17 protein-coding genes and 1 pseudogene are annotated in these 18,246 nt (G+C 41.4%); 5 read left to right on the forward strand and 13 right to left on the reverse strand.

The window, feature by feature from the left end:
- Window positions 1–51 precede the first annotated feature (51 nt).
- Window positions 52–993 carry a type I pantothenate kinase gene (gene coaA / locus C5745_RS12355; protein WP_105717308.1) on the forward strand — a complete coding sequence of 314 codons (942 nt, stop codon included), beginning with the start codon at window positions 52–54 and terminating at the stop codon, window positions 991–993.
- A 1-nt stretch (window position 994) separates the two neighbouring features.
- On the opposite strand, the gene C5745_RS12360 is transcribed toward coaA, so the two are convergent.
- Entirely contained in the window at window positions 995–1,867 is an 873-nt protein-coding gene (locus tag C5745_RS12360; protein WP_105717309.1) for a mechanosensitive ion channel family protein, read from the reverse strand.
- Between the two features lie 208 nt (window positions 1,868–2,075).
- Here C5745_RS12360 and C5745_RS12365 point away from each other — a divergent pair, with 208 nt between their 5' ends.
- Window positions 2,076–3,029, forward strand: a complete 954-nt coding sequence (locus tag C5745_RS12365) for an acetyl-CoA carboxylase carboxyltransferase subunit alpha (RefSeq protein WP_105717310.1) — start codon at window positions 2,076–2,078, stop codon at window positions 3,027–3,029.
- 4 nt (window positions 3,030–3,033) lie between these two features.
- Here C5745_RS12365 and C5745_RS12370 read toward each other — a convergent pair whose 3' ends face one another.
- The gene (locus C5745_RS12370) at window positions 3,034–4,020 is read right to left on the reverse strand and encodes a polysaccharide deacetylase family protein (protein WP_243403337.1); all 987 of its coding nucleotides are present in this window, start codon (window positions 4,018–4,020) and stop codon (window positions 3,034–3,036) included.
- A 153-nt stretch (window positions 4,021–4,173) separates the two neighbouring features.
- On the opposite strand from C5745_RS12370, the gene ychF reads away from it, so the two are divergent.
- A complete protein-coding gene (gene ychF / locus C5745_RS12375; RefSeq protein ID WP_105717311.1) occupies window positions 4,174–5,274 on the forward strand; it encodes a redox-regulated ATPase YchF in 1,101 nt (366 codons plus the stop codon).
- A gap of 72 nt (window positions 5,275–5,346) precedes the next feature.
- A complete protein-coding gene (locus C5745_RS12380; RefSeq protein ID WP_105717312.1) occupies window positions 5,347–6,228 on the forward strand; it encodes a DUF72 domain-containing protein in 882 nt (293 codons plus the stop codon).
- On the opposite strand, the gene C5745_RS12385 is transcribed toward C5745_RS12380, so the two are convergent.
- Genes C5745_RS12385 through C5745_RS12395 form a run of 3 tightly spaced genes read right to left on the reverse strand, consistent with a single transcriptional unit; the run spans window position 6,225 to window position 9,312 of the window.
- The gene (locus C5745_RS12385; RefSeq protein WP_105717313.1) at window positions 6,225–7,514 is read right to left on the reverse strand and encodes an MFS transporter; all 1,290 of its coding nucleotides are present in this window, start codon (window positions 7,512–7,514) and stop codon (window positions 6,225–6,227) included. The two genes, C5745_RS12380 and C5745_RS12385, sit on opposite strands and share 4 nt — an antisense overlap.
- A 31-nt stretch (window positions 7,515–7,545) precedes the next feature.
- Window positions 7,546–8,526: a tetratricopeptide repeat protein gene (locus C5745_RS12390; RefSeq protein WP_105717314.1), complete on the reverse strand. Its 981-nt coding sequence runs from the start codon at window positions 8,524–8,526 to the stop codon at window positions 7,546–7,548.
- A gap of 15 nt (window positions 8,527–8,541) precedes the next feature.
- The gene (locus C5745_RS12395) at window positions 8,542–9,312 is read right to left on the reverse strand and encodes a C40 family peptidase (RefSeq protein ID WP_105717315.1); all 771 of its coding nucleotides are present in this window, start codon (window positions 9,310–9,312) and stop codon (window positions 8,542–8,544) included.
- A gap of 86 nt (window positions 9,313–9,398) precedes the next feature.
- On the opposite strand from C5745_RS12395, the gene C5745_RS12400 reads away from it, so the two are divergent.
- Window positions 9,399–9,863, forward strand: a complete 465-nt coding sequence (locus tag C5745_RS12400) for a universal stress protein (RefSeq protein WP_105717316.1) — start codon at window positions 9,399–9,401, stop codon at window positions 9,861–9,863.
- Window positions 9,864–9,889: 26 nt separating this feature from the next.
- Here the strand turns inward: C5745_RS12400 and C5745_RS12405 are convergent, their stop codons facing one another.
- The 8 genes and pseudogenes from C5745_RS12405 to C5745_RS12445 all read right to left on the reverse strand — a co-directional run.
- Window positions 9,890–11,068: an RsmB/NOP family class I SAM-dependent RNA methyltransferase gene (locus C5745_RS12405; protein WP_105717317.1), complete on the reverse strand. Its 1,179-nt coding sequence runs from the start codon at window positions 11,066–11,068 to the stop codon at window positions 9,890–9,892.
- Window position 11,069: 1 nt separating this feature from the next.
- Entirely contained in the window at window positions 11,070–12,353 is a 1,284-nt protein-coding gene (locus C5745_RS12410; protein WP_133166345.1) for an ABC transporter substrate-binding protein, read from the reverse strand.
- Window positions 12,310–13,860, reverse strand: a complete 1,551-nt coding sequence (guaA, locus tag C5745_RS12415; RefSeq protein ID WP_105717319.1) for a glutamine-hydrolyzing GMP synthase — start codon at window positions 13,858–13,860, stop codon at window positions 12,310–12,312. Before guaA ends, C5745_RS12410 begins: the two co-directional genes overlap by 44 nt.
- 55 nt (window positions 13,861–13,915) lie before the next feature.
- Window positions 13,916–14,425, reverse strand: a complete 510-nt coding sequence (locus C5745_RS12420; RefSeq protein ID WP_243403338.1) for a hypothetical protein — start codon at window positions 14,423–14,425, stop codon at window positions 13,916–13,918.
- A 119-nt stretch (window positions 14,426–14,544) separates the two neighbouring features.
- The gene (locus tag C5745_RS12425; protein ID WP_105717320.1) at window positions 14,545–15,978 is read right to left on the reverse strand and encodes a carbon starvation CstA family protein; all 1,434 of its coding nucleotides are present in this window, start codon (window positions 15,976–15,978) and stop codon (window positions 14,545–14,547) included.
- Between the two features lie 486 nt (window positions 15,979–16,464).
- On the reverse strand, window positions 16,465–16,731 hold the full coding sequence (locus C5745_RS12430; protein WP_133166346.1) for a hypothetical protein: 267 nt from the start codon (window positions 16,729–16,731) through the stop codon (window positions 16,465–16,467).
- Between the two features lie 37 nt (window positions 16,732–16,768).
- Window positions 16,769–16,921, reverse strand: a pseudogene (locus tag C5745_RS20820) (RHS repeat domain-containing protein); the annotation flags it as partial.
- Between the two features lie 306 nt (window positions 16,922–17,227).
- Window positions 17,228–18,246: RHS repeat domain-containing protein (locus tag C5745_RS12445; RefSeq protein ID WP_133166347.1), on the reverse strand; the 1,019-nt coding region annotated here is incomplete at its 5' end.

The raw sequence follows: 18,246 nt of genomic DNA on the forward strand, positions 1-18,246 counted from the left end.
ATATTTTTTTGGCTGAACATGGTATATTTGCCGACACCATAATTTAAATACATGTCTTCAACTAACAACAGCGAGGTTGATACACCATTTCAACGATTTGGCAGAGCGGAATGGAAAAGTCTAAACGGCCACTTTTCTCATCATCTTACACCGGATGACATAGAAAAGCTAGGAGCGCTAAATGAACCACTCACTGTTAAAGAAATTGAAGAAGTATATTTCCCATTGGCCCATTTGTTAGGCATCTTGATTGAGCGCACAAACGATAAACACGCTGCCGTCAGTAATTTTTTGAAGAAGGGTACGAATAGCCTGCCGTTTATTATCGGAATAGCGGGATCTGTTGCTGCAGGAAAAAGTACGACCGCACGGGTCCTACAAAAAGTGCTTTCCATGCTTCCAAGCAAACCCAAGGTTGAGCTCGTAACGACAGATGGATTTCTATATCCAAACCGCATTTTAGCGGAACGAAATATACGCAAAGGTTTTCCCGAGAGTTATGATACCAAACTTTTACTAAACTTTCTTGCGTCTATGAAATCTGGTGTTCCCCAGTTTGAAGTGCCCGTCTATTCTCATTTGGAATATGACATCATACCCCATGAGAGCCAAAATATTACGCAACCTGATATTCTTATTGTCGAGGGTATCAATGTACTACAAGTAAATTCCTCCACAAAGAACAGTGTTTTCGTTTCGGATTATTTTGACTATGCTATTTATGTGGACGCGGAGGAAAAAGATCTTATAAACTGGTATATTAATAGATTCGAGTCATTACGCGCAACATCTTTCCAAAATCCAGCGTCCTATTTTCATCGCTACGCCGACTTAGGTAAAGAAGAAAGTGTCTCGATGGCAACAAACATCTGGAATACTATCAACCGCCCAAATCTGCACGAAAATATTTTACCCACCCGTTATCGTGCTGATTTAATTCTCGAAAAAGGGTCGCACCACTTTGTAAAACGCATAAAAGTACGTAAAACATAACTTACAAATTATTATCATACGCCCGTTTAAACTTCAAGACTTCCTTAAATACTTCGTTTTCTACCTGTTTATGCACTTTATTGCTACTGCTTTTTGCATGCATTTCCATTTTGTATTTGACGTAGTCTTTCCCGAGTTCAACAACTTTAAGCTGTAACTCGTCTTCACCAGTTAAATAGGGATGATTTGCCAAGACCGCTTGTATACATTCTTCCAGCTTATCCGGGTCTACGGCGACCTGGAGCGGCAGTTCAAATTTCACGAGGAAAAGCGTCGAACGATGCGCAGAAAGATTGATTATAGGTGACGTAAAAACCATGTTGTTAGGTACCATGACCATATCATCATCCTCATTTTGTATAACCAGACTCGAAAAATTAATATCTACAATACGTCCTTTGTGTTCGCCAACCGCTACTCTATCCCCTACCGACAGTTGATCGGAAAACATAATAAATAATCCAGATATTAAATTCGTGATATACTCTCTGAATGTAACGGCTATTGCCATTGCAACGATGGTCAAGCTGGTAACAAAGTCTCGCGGATCTATGCCAAACGCAATCATTAAACTAATGGTCGCTACAGAGGTATTGAGCACTACCGTCAAGCGATTTATACCCAAAACAAAATTACCCCGGACAATTCGCTTTTCGTGTCGCTTTTTATATATCATGATCATGATATACCGACCGATGGAGAACAATATGCTAGACGTCAAAAACAAGTTGAGCCCAGCTGACACATTATTTAACCAAGGGTATTGCTTATAAACGCCTCCCAAAGACCAAAACGAAGCATATAATAAAACCCACAAAATCAGCTTAATTAAAAACGGAATGGGGTTCGTATCCTTTTTTTCTTCTGTCATCATAATACAAATACCTAAATTATCATTTTTCCACTAATATTGCAATATCTTGTTTCCAAGCGGCATATTTTAACTACGGCTATTTCGTTGTACTGGATATGCTCTCCGCGGTGGATTCCGAATCATCTGAACCAGAAAAAGCACATTAATTTTTCTCAAAAAGGACAAAATAAACTAACTTAGCAGGCTGAAATGCGCTAGATATATTATTATGCAAACAACTTTTGATTTTGAGAAGCCTATTGCAGACTTGCAAACCCAAATAGAAAAGGTCCTGCAAGTGCAGGAAAAGACCAAGGTAGATATGAGTGCTACCGTTAATGAACTAGCGGATAAACTCGAACAAACCAAACAGGATATTTATGCAAACCTCACGGGTTGGCAAAAGGTCCAGATGTCCCGTCACGCCGACCGGCCTCAAACATTCGATTACATCCAAATGATTTGCGACGAATTTATTGAGCTTCATGGCGACCGCACCGTGCGAGACGATAAAGCTATTGTTGGAGGATTTGCTTCGATCAATGGGCAATCCGTTATGGTGATTGGGCATCAAAAAGGAAAGAACACAAAAGAACGTCAATATCGCAATTTTGGCATGGCCAATCCAGAAGGATATCGAAAAGCGCTTCGGCTGATGAAAATGGCGGAGAAGTTTAATAAACCGATCGTGACGTTAATCGATACAATGGGGGCTTATCCTGGTCTGGAAGCCGAGGAACGCGGTCAAGGAGAAGCTATCGCACGCAATCTGTTAGAAATGTCGGTACTTAAAGTGCCTGTTATCTGTATTGTTATCGGAGAAGGAGCTTCCGGAGGCGCGTTAGGAATTGGAGTCGGAGATCGTGTATATATGATGCAGAATACGTGGTATTCCGTCATATCACCGGAGTCTTGTTCGTCTATTCTTTACAGAAGTTGGGACCAGAAAGAGAAAGCGGCAGAGTCGCTCAAACTGACAGCAGAAGATATGTTGAAAAATGGTTTAATTGACGGTATCATTAACGAGCCAATGGGCGGTGCACATCAAGATCCAATAATAGCTGCAGAAAACCTAAAGGCAAGAATTATAAGCGACCTTACCGAGCTGACGCGGAAAGACGCAGATACCCTTGTTACTGAGCGTATCGATAAGTTCAGTAACATGGGAGTTGTCGTAGAATAAGAGATTAATATCTAAACGGATAGTCCCTTATAAATTCAAACTTATAATCGGTAGTCGTTTGGATAGTATCGATCAGTGAGGACAGCAATTGCTGTCCTTTTTTGCTCTGAAACATATCATCGTGCATTAATAACACCACATTGTTCGGCTCCATCGACGATTTATTGTCCATATAATTCCGAATGCGCGTGTATATCTCGTTAACCGGTTGGACCGGCATACCGGAAGCACCGTGAATTCTCCATTCCACATCCCAACCATAAATTTTATACCCGTTAGTGTATAGCATATCAGCCGTACTCGCCCCACTTTTGAGATCGATACGTCTTATATCGTCATAAATCCAGATATTACGTCCGGGCAAACGAACTATTTTATGTTTCAATTCCAGATCCAGTTCATTTTTCTCAAAATCTTCATATGCACTAACCGGATTACTGTAGAAGCTGGTAAATCTATTGCCAGCATGTGTATAACTATGGTTGTAGCATTCTACCAGGTAGTTTTCTTTATAGCGTTGAAGATCCCTTTTTAATCTTTTAGACATTTTCGCATGCCTACCGACTAGAAATGCACTGATTTTTACGTTTTTTGCCTTTGAGATAGAGTCAATAGCTGAGCTCCCGATCAAGGGCCCGTCGTCAAAAGTGAAATAAACGTGTTTGGGAAGTTTATTCAGCTCCCCGCGTACCGAATCCCGAACACGACGACGCTCTGTTCTTACGAACCGATCCAGTGAATCTTTACTGATTGGGTTCAGCGTATCGACCAGAATCTGAACAGGATTTCGCCATCGTTCTGTTAAATATCCCTTTTTTTTTACGGTATCTTCTGATATTATATCAATCAATCCGGCGACGCTATCAACTGCTACCGTATCTGGGAGTAAACTTGCAGCACTTGTGTTCATATTGCCTTGGCACCCCGTAAAAGATACGATTCCGGCCACTATAGGCCCCAAAATAAAGATGGATATAATCCCTTTCCACATACGCTATTTCAATTGTTAAAATCTGACTCAAACTTAAAAAATATGAATGACAAAAATTGAACTGTAACGAAAGAACCTGTAAAAATACCAGATTTTAGCTACATACAGTTGATTTTCGTTATCTTTGTGCGATTTAAAAAAATTGAAATTTTCATGGCTTTACAATGTGGTATAGTAGGTTTACCAAATGTGGGTAAATCAACATTATTCAACTGTCTGTCCAATGCAAAAGCACAGGCAGCAAATTTTCCCTTTTGTACAATAGAACCCAACGTCGGTGTTATTACTGTACCCGATGATCGATTAAATAAATTAGCGGAAATTGTTAAACCACAGCGCGTCGTTCCTAATACTATCGAGATTGTAGATATAGCCGGTTTGGTAAAAGGCGCTTCCAAAGGGGAAGGGCTAGGAAACCAATTTTTAGGAAATATCCGCACAACGAATGCTATTATTCATGTTTTGCGTTGTTTTGATGATGGCAATGTCGTACACGTAGACGGTTCGGTAGATCCCATCCGGGATAAAGAAATCATTGATACCGAATTGCAGCTGAAAGATTTGGATACCGTGATAAAACGTATCCAGAAAGTAGAGAAAATGGCTAAGACAGGTGGTGATAAAGATGCAAAAAGAACGTATGAAATCTTATCACTTGTCAAAGAACATCTAGAGGCTGGTAAATCTGCCAGAACAGCTCCTATCCAATCGGAAGATTTTGAATTTATCAGTGACCTCGCTTTACTGACGATTAAACCTGTTTTATATGTTTGCAACGTAGACGAAGCGTCCGTAACAACGGGAAATGCGTATGTCGACCGTGTAACGGAGGCTGTAAAGGATGAGAATGCTGAAGTACTCGTGATTTCGGCTCAAATTGAATCTGAAATTGCGCAACTTGAATCGTATGAAGAGCGTAAAATGTTCCTGGACGACCTCGGCTTAGATGAGTCCGGTGTATATAAATTAATCAGAGCAGCTTATTCCCTACTGGATCTTGCTACTTATTTTACGGCTGGTGTGCAAGAAGTACGTGCTTGGACCATCGAGAGAGGATTTACTGCGCCGCAGGCAGCAGGTGTTATCCATACCGACTTCGAGAAAGGCTTTATCCGTGCTGAAGTTATTAAATATGATGACTACATTCAATACGGTTCAGAGAACGCCATTAAAGAAGCGGGCAAGCTTAGTGTAGAGGGAAAGACCTATATCGTTGAAGATGGTGATATCATGCATTTTAGGTTTAACGTGTAATCACATATATCTCATTATTAAAACGAACGCCCGGCTTTTTTGTTGGGCGTTTTATTTTTTTTATCTTCGGGTATGAAATTTGGACAAGTAAGTAATCCGGAAGAAATTGATTTTTCGTTTCCTCCTATTCCCTCGGAAACGTTTCAGTTACTGGAAGCACACCAGCAACAAAAACCGCTAGAAATTGCTGTGGGTTGTGCAAAATGGAACAAAGCGGATTTAAAAGGCTTCTACCCTCGGGGTACCAAAGATGAATTGGTATACTACGCCAAGCAATTTAACGCTATCGAATTAAACGCGACATTTTACAATTCTCCGTCTAAAGAGCAGGTAAAAACTTGGAAAGACAAAACACCTGATGGTTTTAAGTTCTTCCCCAAGATCCCCCAATCGATTAGCCATTATTCCAGACTTATCAATACCGATGAGAAATTAAAGCATTTTGTAGATGCTACTGTTCTATTTGAAGAGAAACTCGGTATGGCCTTTCTACAGATGCACGATAATTACAAGCCGAAGGATTTTGACCGACTGGAGAAATTCTTGCTTACTTTTCCGAAAGGCTATCCACTAGCTGTAGAAGTTCGGAATCAGGAATGGTTCTCGGATAGCAAAATCAGTGAAAAGCTATACAAATTATTCGAAAAAACCCGTACTACCAACGTACTTGTCGATACCGCTGGGCGCCGTGACTTGGTGCATATGCGCCTGACGACTCCCACAGCTTTTATACGCTATGTAGGCGCCAATCACCCGTCGGACTATGAAAGGTTGGTCGAATGGGTAAAGGTTATTAAGGAGTGGAAACAAGCTGGTTTGCAGCAACTGTTTTTCTTTATTCATCAAAACATAGAGTTGGAGTCTCCCCTACTAGCAGCACATTTCATTGAACATCTCAACAAGGAAATAGGCTCAGACCTCCGTATACCGAATAAAGAGGATACGTTGTTTTAAACCTTTCCGCGCATGCTAGTTCCTGTTTGGTCGTTTAGCACGGGCTCGGGCATGTTTCTTCTCATTTTCGCCTTAACGAGCTTGTCTACACTGTACATTAACAATATGGAAACCAACGATATAGCAACAACGGTATAACCCACAATATCATAATGCTCCAACGGGCTAAATTTATTTTCCTGAAAGACGATAAATCCAGCGATCGTTGCGGCAATTCCTCCGGCTATCTGCTGTAATGATGCATTGATACTCATAAACGCTCCTCGATCTTGCATATCGGGGACGGCAGAGACCAGTGCAGACGAAGGTACCATCCTACTCATAATTCCGATCATCATACAGATATTGAGAATCATTACCAAGGTAAAAGGGGTTGTGCCGAGATTCGTATAAATAACGCAGATCACCATTAACCAAATCGTCGCTCCTGCGAACAATTTATACTTATCCACGCGATCGCTCACCTTTCCTACAAACGGCATAACAACAAGGGAACTTACACCCGAAGCCATAAATAAAAAAGGTAACTGTTCATTACTTATTCCCAGATTATTTACAGCAAATACAGTTCCGTAAGGCATCATCATAAAGCCCCCCACGGATAATATCGCAGTCGTTAAAAAGCCAACGTGATAAGGTTTCTTTTTTAACGTTTGCATTAAATGGCTGATAGCTTTCTTCTGTACTTCCATCCCTAGGTGGGCATCTACCGGCTTTAGCCGCACAGCGATAATAATCGCTATGATTACTGCCAATCCCGCTATAAATAAAAAGGGAGCTTCCCACCCCATTCTATTCGCGATATAAAGTCCGATCGGAATACCTAGCACCTGACTGGCCCCAAATCCCATTTGAACAAATCCCATAACTCGACCTCTTTTTTCCAAAGCAAACAAATCCGTGATAATGGCCATGGAAATCGAACCGATAACACCCCCGAACAAGCCGGTTATAATTCTTGCGGCTACCAAGGTATAGAATGTGTCAGCAATTCCACAAAAAATTGTGCCGATAATAAAACCGGTATAAAAAAACAACAACAGTTTCTTCCGATCATACTTGTCGGCAAAACCCGCCGTTAAAAGCCCAGAAGCACCAGCACTGAAAGCATACGCAGATACCACGATACCGAAAGATGAGGCGTGCATATCCATAGATTTGATGAGTAAGTCTCCCAAGGGCGACATAACCATAAAATCAAGAATAACTGTAAACTGACTGATGGCCAAGATGAAAATCACCAGTTTTTCGTAGCCTGTGAAAGGTACATCTATTTTCGTCTGCATAAATCTATGGAGTCTTAAAATTTCTAATACGTTAACCTTCCTTTTCCAGTTCTTCGAACATATGGCGGTCTTGGGCGGCGCCTACTATATCACCGAGGCGGTCTTTCATATCAGCACGATAAGCATATAAATCAGAATAATAAGGGTTTAGCGATATTGCTTTGGAGTAATCGTGAAGTGCGGCTTCCCAGTTTTCCATTTTTTCAAACAAGTCTGCACGGAGTGCATGGACATAAAAATCTTCAGGAAGCAAGTTTACCAATTTATCAAAATCGAGCAAAGCCTCATCGTATAACTTTAAATCGACTAAAAATCCACCTCGTTCTTCGTAAACTATGCTGGCATCTGGTTGAATTTCCACCGATGTATCAAAATCGGCTTTAGCTTTTTCATGTTCTCGAATGCCTTTGAGCAGCTTAGCCCGCAATAGATATGCCTGAGCATATGCTGGATCCAAGCTTATTGCCTGGTTTAAATCAGATAAAGCTTTGTCATATCGTAATAACCATATATACAACGCGCCGCGAGACACGAGGAGTTCGACGCTGTTCGGGTAATTTTCTCGGCCATACGCGTATATTTTAAGCGTACGCTCATAGTCGAATTGCTGTGTAATTTCCAACGCATCAGACAATATTTGTTGCAACTCGATACCGCTGCCTAGGAATACAGATTCTATTGGTCTATTTTCTACCCATTCCAAAAACGCTTGATAATTAAAATCTAGACTTTTTGCTACTTGCGAATCGTAAAAAGCTCCCTCTTCATCACCTAAAGCCATATTGAGGAGTGATCGACAAGCATAAAAGAAGGGTTGGTCAGAAAACTGTTGTATTGCCGTTGTATACTGTTCTCGCGCTAACTCCAGTTGCCCATTTCGAAAAGACGTAAACGCTTCTCTCGCCAGCGCTAATGCCGGATCGTCGACCGCCATCTCCGCGGGTTCTAAAAAGGTTAAGGGGAAAAGCTGGGCACTGGCCAGAAGAAAGTATCTGTTGTTTGTTAAAGACATGATCAAAAATAGTAATTACCAATATCTTTTCACAATCCGTAGCCTATGGGTATACCGATTTTGTTCTTTATTGAATATACCCTGCAGATCCATCTTGTCTATACGTACGTTTGCGGAGGCGTGAAAGATTGTTTCAACATCAATCATGATGCCCACGTGCGTAATACGTCCGTCCTCATTATCAAAGAAGGCAAGGTCACCCGGTTTAATCTCAGAAAGAAAATTGACTGTCTCGCCTCTTTCGGCTTGCTGGTAAGCGTCCCGCGGCAGTTGTACTCCAAAATAGGCATATACCGTTTGACTTAGACCCGAACAGTCAATACCAGAACAGGTACGCCCTCCCCATAGGTACGGTACGTTATAATAGTAGACTATCAATTCAGGAAACCATACCTGAAAATCCGACGTGGTCGGCTTGCGAAAAACGCCTTCGATATCATACAAAAAACCGTCAAAAGGTGAGTCCATAAGCTGCATCGGAATTTTCGTACCAGGTTTTATTTGTACCTTCCTGTCTCCTAACGACGCTGTGGCACCAGACAAACTCACGACCACATACTTACTTGGCGATACCTCCATAAAGTGTTCTTCCAGTAATGGTACAAATTGTCCCTGTTGCAGCCAACCTTCATAACCAGTATCGAACATACGGATATAAGCCCATTCCTTTTCATCCCGAAGTATTTCAAATTGCTCGGCAAAAAGCACTTGGCTCACCATTTCACTTCGGTGTGAGTCTGTAGCGCGCAACGGGATTACGGATAAGTTGCAAATACCTTTCTTCATCTATCTATTTTATAAAATAAAAACAAATACTGTCGCAATACTGTTTTATACATACGAATATATCACTTTTTATATAGCCACAAAAGATGAGCAACAGATTCAATCGCATACTTTTAGCCGTAGATGACACACCGTGTACCATGAAGGCTATTGATTACGCAAAAGATTTAGTTCGGGAGTTTCATTCGTCCATTGCCTTGGTCACGGTTGTTCCTCCAACCTCACCAGCCAGCTACGGAGCAGACCCATTATTAGGTCAACAACCGATAGTCGTACCGGAAGTATCGGAAATACAACAAGAATCTGCTCAACGATATCTGGAAAGTATCGGATCTGATTTTGATGGTGCGCAGGAAGTATTTTTATTTAACCAAGTAGGCAATGTTCGAGACGAAATTTTAAACACGGCTGCCGAATGGACAGCAGATCTTATTATTATGGGATCTAACGGACGTACTGGTTTTGAGCATTTTATATCGGGCAGTGTATCCGAGTCCGTCATACGGAAAGCAAGTTGCCCCGTATTGGTTATTCCCGGTAAATCAGAATAAAGCGAAGCACTTTACGCATCAAATTATTACTGATTTTTTCTCAGTCGCGCAGCAAACATGCTGTCCGATTTTCTATTATATCCTTTAATAACACCGCCGTCTTCCATCATCAACCCGTGTTCTTCCTCCAGATAACGGACAAGCAGCTCATTTTCCGCTTCAAATACCGAGCAGGTAATGTACATCAATGTTCCTTGCGGCTTAAGGTAACGAACGGCGGTATCAACGATCTGACGTTGAAGGGAAACAAAGCCTTGAATACGCTCTTCGTCAAACTGAGTAAGCATCTCGGGTGTACGCCCCCAAGTTCCCGAACCAGTGCAGGGCGCGTCAACCACTATGCCGTCAAAAACCTCTCCGTCCATCAGGTGACTGATATCCTGCGTTAAATCCAGTACTTTTTTTCTATAGATTGTTTTTACATTCGCTTTATCAAAACGTTCGTCCAAATTGCGGAGTATGCTTAGTCGTACATCGGAAACCAATAAATCAATATGTGGCCAACGGTCTACTAACAACAGTGACTTTCCACCTGAACCCGCACATGCGTCCCACCATTTTTCTCCCTGTTTTAAAGAAGGAATTTCGAGACTTTGTTGAGAAGACAAATCCTGCACTTCATATAACCCTTCTATTCCCCTTATATGCTGCAGGTTACTTCCACTTGGCAAACGATAAGCATTTTTAAAAACTTGCTCAAACGAAATTCCATGTGCTGCAAGTTCCCGTTCTACAGTTTCTTTATAATGCTGTGACACCCGAATAAATAAATCGGGCTGCACCAAATGGCTTAACGAAAATTCTTCTTTTTCAATACCGGGTGACAAATAGGAAGCAAAGGGAAAGAAGCGATTTTCCAAATCATAGCCCTGCATATTCAAAAAACGCAGCTTTTCCGCTAAAGGCGTAGTCATACAAGATGTCCAATCTGGTCGATGAAGTGTTACCAAGGCACTTTGCGTTTCACACAAAAATTCAGCCACTATAAGACGGTCAAGCGTGGGTAAATCTAGCATAGAACGTCCTAACCGGAAATAATTATAGCATAAACGAGAAGTCATCCGTCTATCGGATGCGCCCATTTGTTTATTTGCTTTAAAAAATCGTGTGATAAACCGAGCAAAAGGTTCCTTATTATCATATGCCTCTATCGCTCGCTGAAAATTCCGTAACTGCTGCTCAACGCGGCGTGGATTAATCACCATATTAATTTAACTGAAACGATGAGCCTTGATAGCTTTTAAACGAGACAGCTTTATTTACAAAACCCCAGCCTTCGTTATAATCAAACAAATAAGTGCTGAATAAGCCTTCGAACTTTTCTTTGGCTACGTGTTCGGGGTAATTATCACCATATTTTGCAAGTAGATTTCCAAAATATCGAGCAGCATCATATCCTTTATAAGAGTGGTCGGACGGATTAACGCCGTATAAAGCGTAGTAATTTTCTTTAAATTCCTTTGCTTCCCGTGTCCATGTTTTTAGATGGCTTTCCGCTGTAATAACAGGCTGAAAGTCACCAAATCGCTCGTATATACTGAAATCGATACGCTCCCATAACGGATGACCATACACACGGAACATATAAAATTCCTGCGATGATTTTGCTTCTAGATTACTTACGAAAGATCGCAGCTGAAATCTATCGGTCGTACCGGCTACTATTAAGTTCGTACCTGTCAGACTAATTTCTTCATTTAATTGAGGAATAGACGATACGGAACGAACCTGAGCAGACGAATTTACTTTCCTCAACTCCGACAAGAAACCGTTGAGAAACTGTCGCCCGTCATTGTCTGATGTGTTATAAATAATGACCACATCTCCCGTTTTGTAATCTCGTGCCACACGCGCCGCCATAGCTTTCGTATGCACATCAATCGATGGTGTTAACGATACTAAATTCGGTAAACCGAATTCCCGAGCTCTTGTTGCTGCCAGCGGATTTACTTGCAATACATTTCTGTTTGACAGATGCGTGCCAAACGTGGTTATTTCTTTGGGGAATACAGGACCCACGATCAAGGCAGCATTTGCTATTTCCTCCGATTTTGCAACATATTGATTATGAACTTCGTTATCTCGCGAGTCAATCACATTAAGCGAAAACGAACGGCCCTTCTGTGCCAGCTCATCTAACCCCAATTGAAAACCTTGATAAAAGTCAAGTGCAATTGCAGAACGATTGACATCCTCTTTGGATAATGTATGAGGGGAAATCCTATTAAGTTGAAAAGGTAGAACCAATGCTACGCTGTTTCTGGCCGCTTCTACTCTACGAGCATCTTCAACTGTTTCATCTTTGTCGACCGCTTCCGGTTTTTCCTCCTTTGGAATAGTCCCACCCACATTTCCACCACTATGGTCAGGCGATTTTAGCACACGAGTCTTGGGCGAACAGGCTCCTAAAAATAAAAGTAGCACCAATGCCCATGCAAATAATCGCTTATTCCCATTCAATTGTTGCTGGCGGTTTTGAACTAATATCATAGACAACTCTGTTGATTCCTTTAACATGATTGATAATTTCGTTTGAAATTTTTGCTAACAAATCGTACGGCAAGTGAATCCAATCGGCCGTCATACCATCTAATGAGCCTACTGCACGCAAGGCTACGACGTGTTCATACGTACGCTCATCGCCCATAACCCCTACAGATTGAACAGGTAGAAAAATGGTACCTGCCTGCCATACTTTATCATACCATCCTGCTTCTTTTAAGTTACGGATATAGATATCATCAGCTTCCTGCAAAATTCGTACCTTTTCTTCCGTGATATCGCCAAGCACCCGGATAGCAAGCCCAGGCCCGGGGAATGGATGACGTCCTAAGATATTGGCGTCTACCTCAAGTGTTTTCCCCACACGACGTACTTCGTCCTTAAACAAGGCTTTCAAGGGCTCTACTACTTTCAGTTTCATAAAATCGGGCAAACCTCCAACATTATGATGAGACTTGATGGTTGCCGATGGTCCTTTCACAGAAATCGATTCAATAACATCCGGATAAATCGTACCTTGTCCTAACCATTTTGCTTCAACTCCTTCCGGCAATTCATGTTGGATGTCTTTAGAAGCCTGATCGAATACGTCAATAAATGATGCGCCGATTATCTTACGCTTTTGCTCTGGTTCCGAAACACCAGTCAAACGACCAAAAAACAATTCCTTCGCATTAATCCCCCTAATGTTCAGCCCCATATTTTTATACGAGTCCAATACTTGTTCATATTCGTTCTTACGAAGTAAACCATGGTCTACAAAAATACAGTGCAGGTTTTTTCCGATAGCTTGGTGTAACAATACCGCAGCTACAGTAGAGTCTACACCACCAGACAATGCCATGATCACATGGTCGTCACCTAATTGCGCTTTCAATTCCGCTACCGTCGTTTCCACAAAAGTATCGGGTGTCCAGTCCTGCGAACAACCACATATATCAACGACAAAATTCTTTAACAACACTTGTCCATCGGTGCTGTGTGTCACCTCAGGGTGAAATTGGATACCGTACGTACGTGTACCCTCCACCTCGTACGCAGCAACACTTACTTTATCTGTACTAGCAATGATTTTAAAATTGGAAGGTATCTCCTTGATCGTGTCTCCGTGCGACATCCACACTTGGGACTGCACCGGAACACCTTTCAACAACACGCTTTCCTGGTCTACAAATTGTAAATTCGCCCGACCGTACTCCCGAATTTCCGAAGGCAGTACCTCTCCCCCCTGTTGTTGTGCTAAATACTGTGCTCCGTAGCAAACCGCTAATAACGGAAAGCGATTTTGAATATCGGCATAGTCAATTTGAGGTGCGTCCTCTTGCCTAACTGAATAAGGACTGCCTGAAAAGATAACTCCCTTCACGTCATCGTCAAATGCCGGCAGGTTGTTATAAGGATGAATTTCGCAATAAACATTAAGCTCACGAACACGACGTGCAATTAGCTGTGTATATTGCGAGCCAAAATCAAGAATGATAATTTTTTCGGACATGGCGCAAAGTTACATATTCGCCTTGTATTTTTAACGATTTTTTAATTGATTTCCTTTAGCGGCCTAATAAAGTCAGTTCGTTATCAGAATACATCTTTGCACCCTTTAGATAGGTATAGATAAGCTGCTTAGTTTCTTTATCTTTTAACTTATACAAGTTATTGACAAGAAAACGCTTATCTTCCTCTATATTATCTTTATAGCCTAAAAACGAAGGAATATAGTATTGAATACATAAACGGATATAACGTAACTCAATATTATTTGGATTGTCGGCTATTTCCTCTTCTAACATTTTTTTTCCGTCTCTAAAATAACCCATTTTTTTTAGCGGATTTCCGGTATGTTTCGCCATAAACATATGGTAAGCTGCCTCATAACCTCGCCCGATCGGACAGTTCGCGTATTCTTCCAACGCGTCGAGGTGCTTTACGCAAGTTTTTTCATCTTTATGCCCTACTTTGAAATCCTTTCTGATTTCAGCTAGAGAAAGTCCCTGTCCAAGTAACACTGTTGTTGTAACGAACAACTGAAACACGGCGATATAAAACAATCTTCTCATCATAAGCCCTATACGTTGGTTATACAGTATATGTTTACAAAAAACAAGCCAATTACCTTTCAATTGGCACAACAAGTTACAATTTAAAATGGTAAGTGACAAGCGATGAGCGATTTATATCGCTAAGAACGCGTTTTTATTTGCAAACGATATCGAAAAAACAAAAACCACAATACAACGGCTACGCCTATAGCTATTCCGTATCCAATCGCGTGCGGGAGAGAAAAACCCTCTGGAGCAATCAAAATATAGGAAACAACAACCATTGTCATAAAAGTTGCTGGAAGTAATGCAAGCCAATAAAGGTTACCTCGCTGGCATAAATAAACAGCAATCGTCCATAAAACAAAGGTAGCCAAGGTCTGGTTGGTCCAGGCAAAATAGCGCCAAATAATGGCAAAGTCGGTCTGGCTTATCAAAAGTGCTAAAGCAAAGAGTATTCCTGACAATAGCAAACGCTTTGTCACTGATTTTTGGCTTATTTTAAAGATATCCGAAACGAGCAAACGGGCACTCCTAAATGCCGTATCACCAGAGGTGATGGGCGCAACGACAACTCCTATCAACGCTAGGACACCGCCTACCGGGCCTAACAATTCATTACACACTTTATTCACAACGACGGCGGCATTCCCACCATTTTCCGCCATGAAGACATTTAATTCCCGAACACCTCCAAAAAAGCTCATACTAGCGGCAGCCCATATCAATGCAACAACACCTTCTGTAGCCATTGTACCAAAAAAAATGGGCTTTCCCTCCTTTTCACTTTTTAAACACCGGGCAATAATCGGCGATTGCGTGGCGTGAAAACCAGAAACCGCACCGCACGCGATTGTGATAAATAACATCGGGAATATTGGATAATCTGTACCACCCGAATGAAAATTCCTGACCGTTGCTAATTGCAGCTCCATGATAGGAAGATCGTAGTAAAACAGCGCACAAAAAATCGCCGCCGACATGAACAAGAAGATAATTCCAAAAACTGGATAGAGCTTCCCGATAATTTTATCTACCGGCAATACAGTAGACATCAAATAATAAAACAGTATACATCCCGATATTATTCCAACGGTAAAAAACTCATGGTCTACTATCTCTGCTATAATATGGGCGGGTCCTATAAAAAACACCACCCCTACCATGATCAAGAGCACAAAGGTCAATATCCTCAAAACCAGGCGTACGGGCGTACCCAGATAAGTGCCAGCTATTTCGGTAAAACTCTTTCCAGCGTTTCGTACACACAGCATTCCCGAAAAATAGTCGTGAACGCCGCCAGCAATCAAGCAACCCAACACAATCCAGAGAAAGGCGACAGGCCCCCACATAGCCCCTGCCACCGCCCCAAAAATAGGCCCCAGACCAGCGATGTTTAAAAATTGTATCAAAAATGATTTCCATCGCGGCAAGGCCACAAAGTCTACTCCGTCTGCCCTGCTAAACGCCGGTGTAGGCCGATCTGGATCAATTTCAAAAATCTGCTCACATACCTTTCCGTAAATAAAATAGCCTGCGATAAGAATCGCAATCGAAACCAGTAGTGTTATCATAATTTAAACTCGTATGAAATTGAGGCGTAAGCTACTGTTTTTAATCGATAAATTACAATCCTAATATCTGTTGTTGATTAAGAAGTTCTTTTTTTAGCTTCTCAGAAGCTGCATTTCATTGGGTTCCTCGCACCGCTTCTATCTCTACGATGGGCATTTTGACATGCGCAAATCATTTGACGGGCTTTGCAGGCTGGTCCTTTCGATGACGCAGCGCATGTGTGCATACTAAAAAGCCCAATCCGATGAAGATTGGGCTTTTATAAAGGTAGTTTGTCAAATAGTAACTTCCATATAATCATTCCTTGGTTAGTTGGCGAAGGTCTAGTTTAGCAACCTCTCCAGAACACTTTTTGATCTGATCTTTCGTGCCTACATACAAAATGGAGTACTCAAACTCTATGTTATTATTTAGATCATATGATTTTCCAGTTGTTGCTAATGTTGCGATAACCCTGTTCATACTCTCTTCAGGCAGATCTACAACTACAGGTATCCGTGTCCTTTCCCGTTTTGATAATAGTAAACCTCAGGAAACGATGCATCCAATGAATATGTTTTTTTACCCGAAGTGACCTCCTTAAAATTACCATCGCTATCGAGAGCAACAGACATGTTTACAGAGAAAGTCGGTCGATTATTTTCGCCAAAAAGTATTCTCAAGCCACCTTTCTCCTTATGAGCTCCGAGTAAAAGACGAGTACCTGACTGATCAGTAATGACTTCCATCGCCTCTAAAATACCCAGCTCCAACTTTAGGGGCAGCTATAAATGAACGAATATGAATAGGCCATGGTCGCATTCCATCCGGATCAATAAATTTTATCGGATTGTTGAATGCATAGTTATACGGGCTGTGCCTTCTCATCTGCTCCACCAGCGGATCCACCACGTTCCACCGACCTATCTCCGCATCATAGAACCTCGCCCCGTAATCGTATTGCCTTCCACAACTTTTCTGAACGAACTTCCATTAGTTCTATCTTCCCTTACTAAGAAACAGCATAGCAATACAGAGAATAATCAAAATAATAAAAACAATATAAAATAGTTTCAATATTCTATTAATAAGCTTCACATTTTTCCCTTCATGAACTGGAAAAAATGTCCGACTCAATGAAATATTAATAATAGCGGATAAAAAAGACGCATTGCCCCGATCTTTTGATATTAGATAACTTCTTATCAACATAGTACATAGTAGTGTCAATATCGCTAATTTAATAGCTGACATAATAATTCCTTCCATTTATTTTGCTTTAAATATCTCTGACATTGTTCCCATTAATTGGCGTTGGTTCTTTTGGTACTCTATCGCTTCAATAGGAACAAATAGGTGTTTAGTGAGCATCTCGTCAATTGTCATACCCGGTTTACTTGGAGAGGTATCAGTAATTTTAACACCAAATTCGATTCCTACTCCGACTGCTATTTTTGCTGATAGATTCATTGATTTTGATAATCCTGACTTCACTCTTTCACCTTTTGTAAAGGTATTTTGCGAAAGTGGGGTATTGAAATAAACCTCTTCTTTTTTTGTTTTAGTGGGTGTAACAGTTGTTACATTTCCAATCGTCTCTATTTTCTTTTGCACTTCAACATTTGATGAAGTCCCTACACCAAACCCTAAAAAATTCCCTTCTACAAAAGTCTTAGATCTCTCCGTTGAATTAGAAACATCGCTACCGAACAGGTAAAAATTGTTATCTCTGACTCCAATAACATCGTATTCTCCTACTCCTATCTGTGCTCCCATTTTTCCAATAGGTGTTCCAATATCCAATGCAGTGCTTCCCCAGGTTATTCCTCCTGTGAAAGATATTGTTAATGAATCGCCGTTAACATCTATATGCTTTATAGGGTCAAGACCGCCATATTGGTATGGGGTCATACTATAATACTTCTCTGCAAACCTGTCTATGACGTTGAAACGACCGATCTCGGCATCGTAGAACCTTGCTCCGTAATCGTACTGTCCCCCCAACTCATCCTGCTGTTCCTTGCCGTTATAAAGGTACTTATTGACACCCGAAGTTACAAGAGCTTTGGCCTTGCCGAAAGGATAATAGTCGTGCTTCTGGATTACGTCCCCCGTCGTTTGCTGCAGGGTAGCCCGTACGTTGCCCAGATGGTCTGTCAGGTTATAGTGGTAGGTATAGGTATTGGTATTCGCGTTACGCTGCAGGTAACCTTCTTCCGTATGGATCATCTCAATCGCACTCGCTGCACTGCCTACCTTTTTGTATTCGATGCCGCTAACATAATCCC

The sequence above is a fragment of the Sphingobacterium haloxyli genome (assembly GCF_002980525.1).
Taxonomy (GTDB): Bacteria; Bacteroidota; Bacteroidia; order Sphingobacteriales; family Sphingobacteriaceae; genus Sphingobacterium; species Sphingobacterium haloxyli.

Coding starts and splice junctions, on each gene's coding strand:
- coaA (WP_105717308.1), top strand. CDS start 52: ATGTCTTCAACTAACAACAGCGAGGTTGATACACCATTTCAACGATTT.
- C5745_RS12360 (WP_105717309.1), bottom strand. CDS start 1,867: ATGATGACAGAAGAAAAAAAGGATACGAACCCCATTCCGTTTTTAATT.
- C5745_RS12365 (WP_105717310.1), top strand. CDS start 2,076: ATGCAAACAACTTTTGATTTTGAGAAGCCTATTGCAGACTTGCAAACC.
- C5745_RS12370 (WP_243403337.1), bottom strand. CDS start 4,020: ATGTGGAAAGGGATTATATCCATCTTTATTTTGGGGCCTATAGTGGCC.
- ychF (WP_105717311.1), top strand. CDS start 4,174: ATGGCTTTACAATGTGGTATAGTAGGTTTACCAAATGTGGGTAAATCA.
- C5745_RS12380 (WP_105717312.1), top strand. CDS start 5,347: ATGAAATTTGGACAAGTAAGTAATCCGGAAGAAATTGATTTTTCGTTT.
- C5745_RS12385 (WP_105717313.1), bottom strand. CDS start 7,514: ATGCAGACGAAAATAGATGTACCTTTCACAGGCTACGAAAAACTGGTG.
- C5745_RS12390 (WP_105717314.1), bottom strand. CDS start 8,526: ATGTCTTTAACAAACAACAGATACTTTCTTCTGGCCAGTGCCCAGCTT.
- C5745_RS12395 (WP_105717315.1), bottom strand. CDS start 9,312: ATGAAGAAAGGTATTTGCAACTTATCCGTAATCCCGTTGCGCGCTACA.
- C5745_RS12400 (WP_105717316.1), top strand. CDS start 9,399: ATGAGCAACAGATTCAATCGCATACTTTTAGCCGTAGATGACACACCG.
- C5745_RS12405 (WP_105717317.1), bottom strand. CDS start 11,068: ATGGTGATTAATCCACGCCGCGTTGAGCAGCAGTTACGGAATTTTCAG.
- C5745_RS12410 (WP_133166345.1), bottom strand. CDS start 12,353: ATGATATTAGTTCAAAACCGCCAGCAACAATTGAATGGGAATAAGCGA.
- guaA (WP_105717319.1), bottom strand. CDS start 13,860: ATGTCCGAAAAAATTATCATTCTTGATTTTGGCTCGCAATATACACAG.
- C5745_RS12420 (WP_243403338.1), bottom strand. CDS start 14,425: ATGATGAGAAGATTGTTTTATATCGCCGTGTTTCAGTTGTTCGTTACA.
- C5745_RS12425 (WP_105717320.1), bottom strand. CDS start 15,978: ATGATAACACTACTGGTTTCGATTGCGATTCTTATCGCAGGCTATTTT.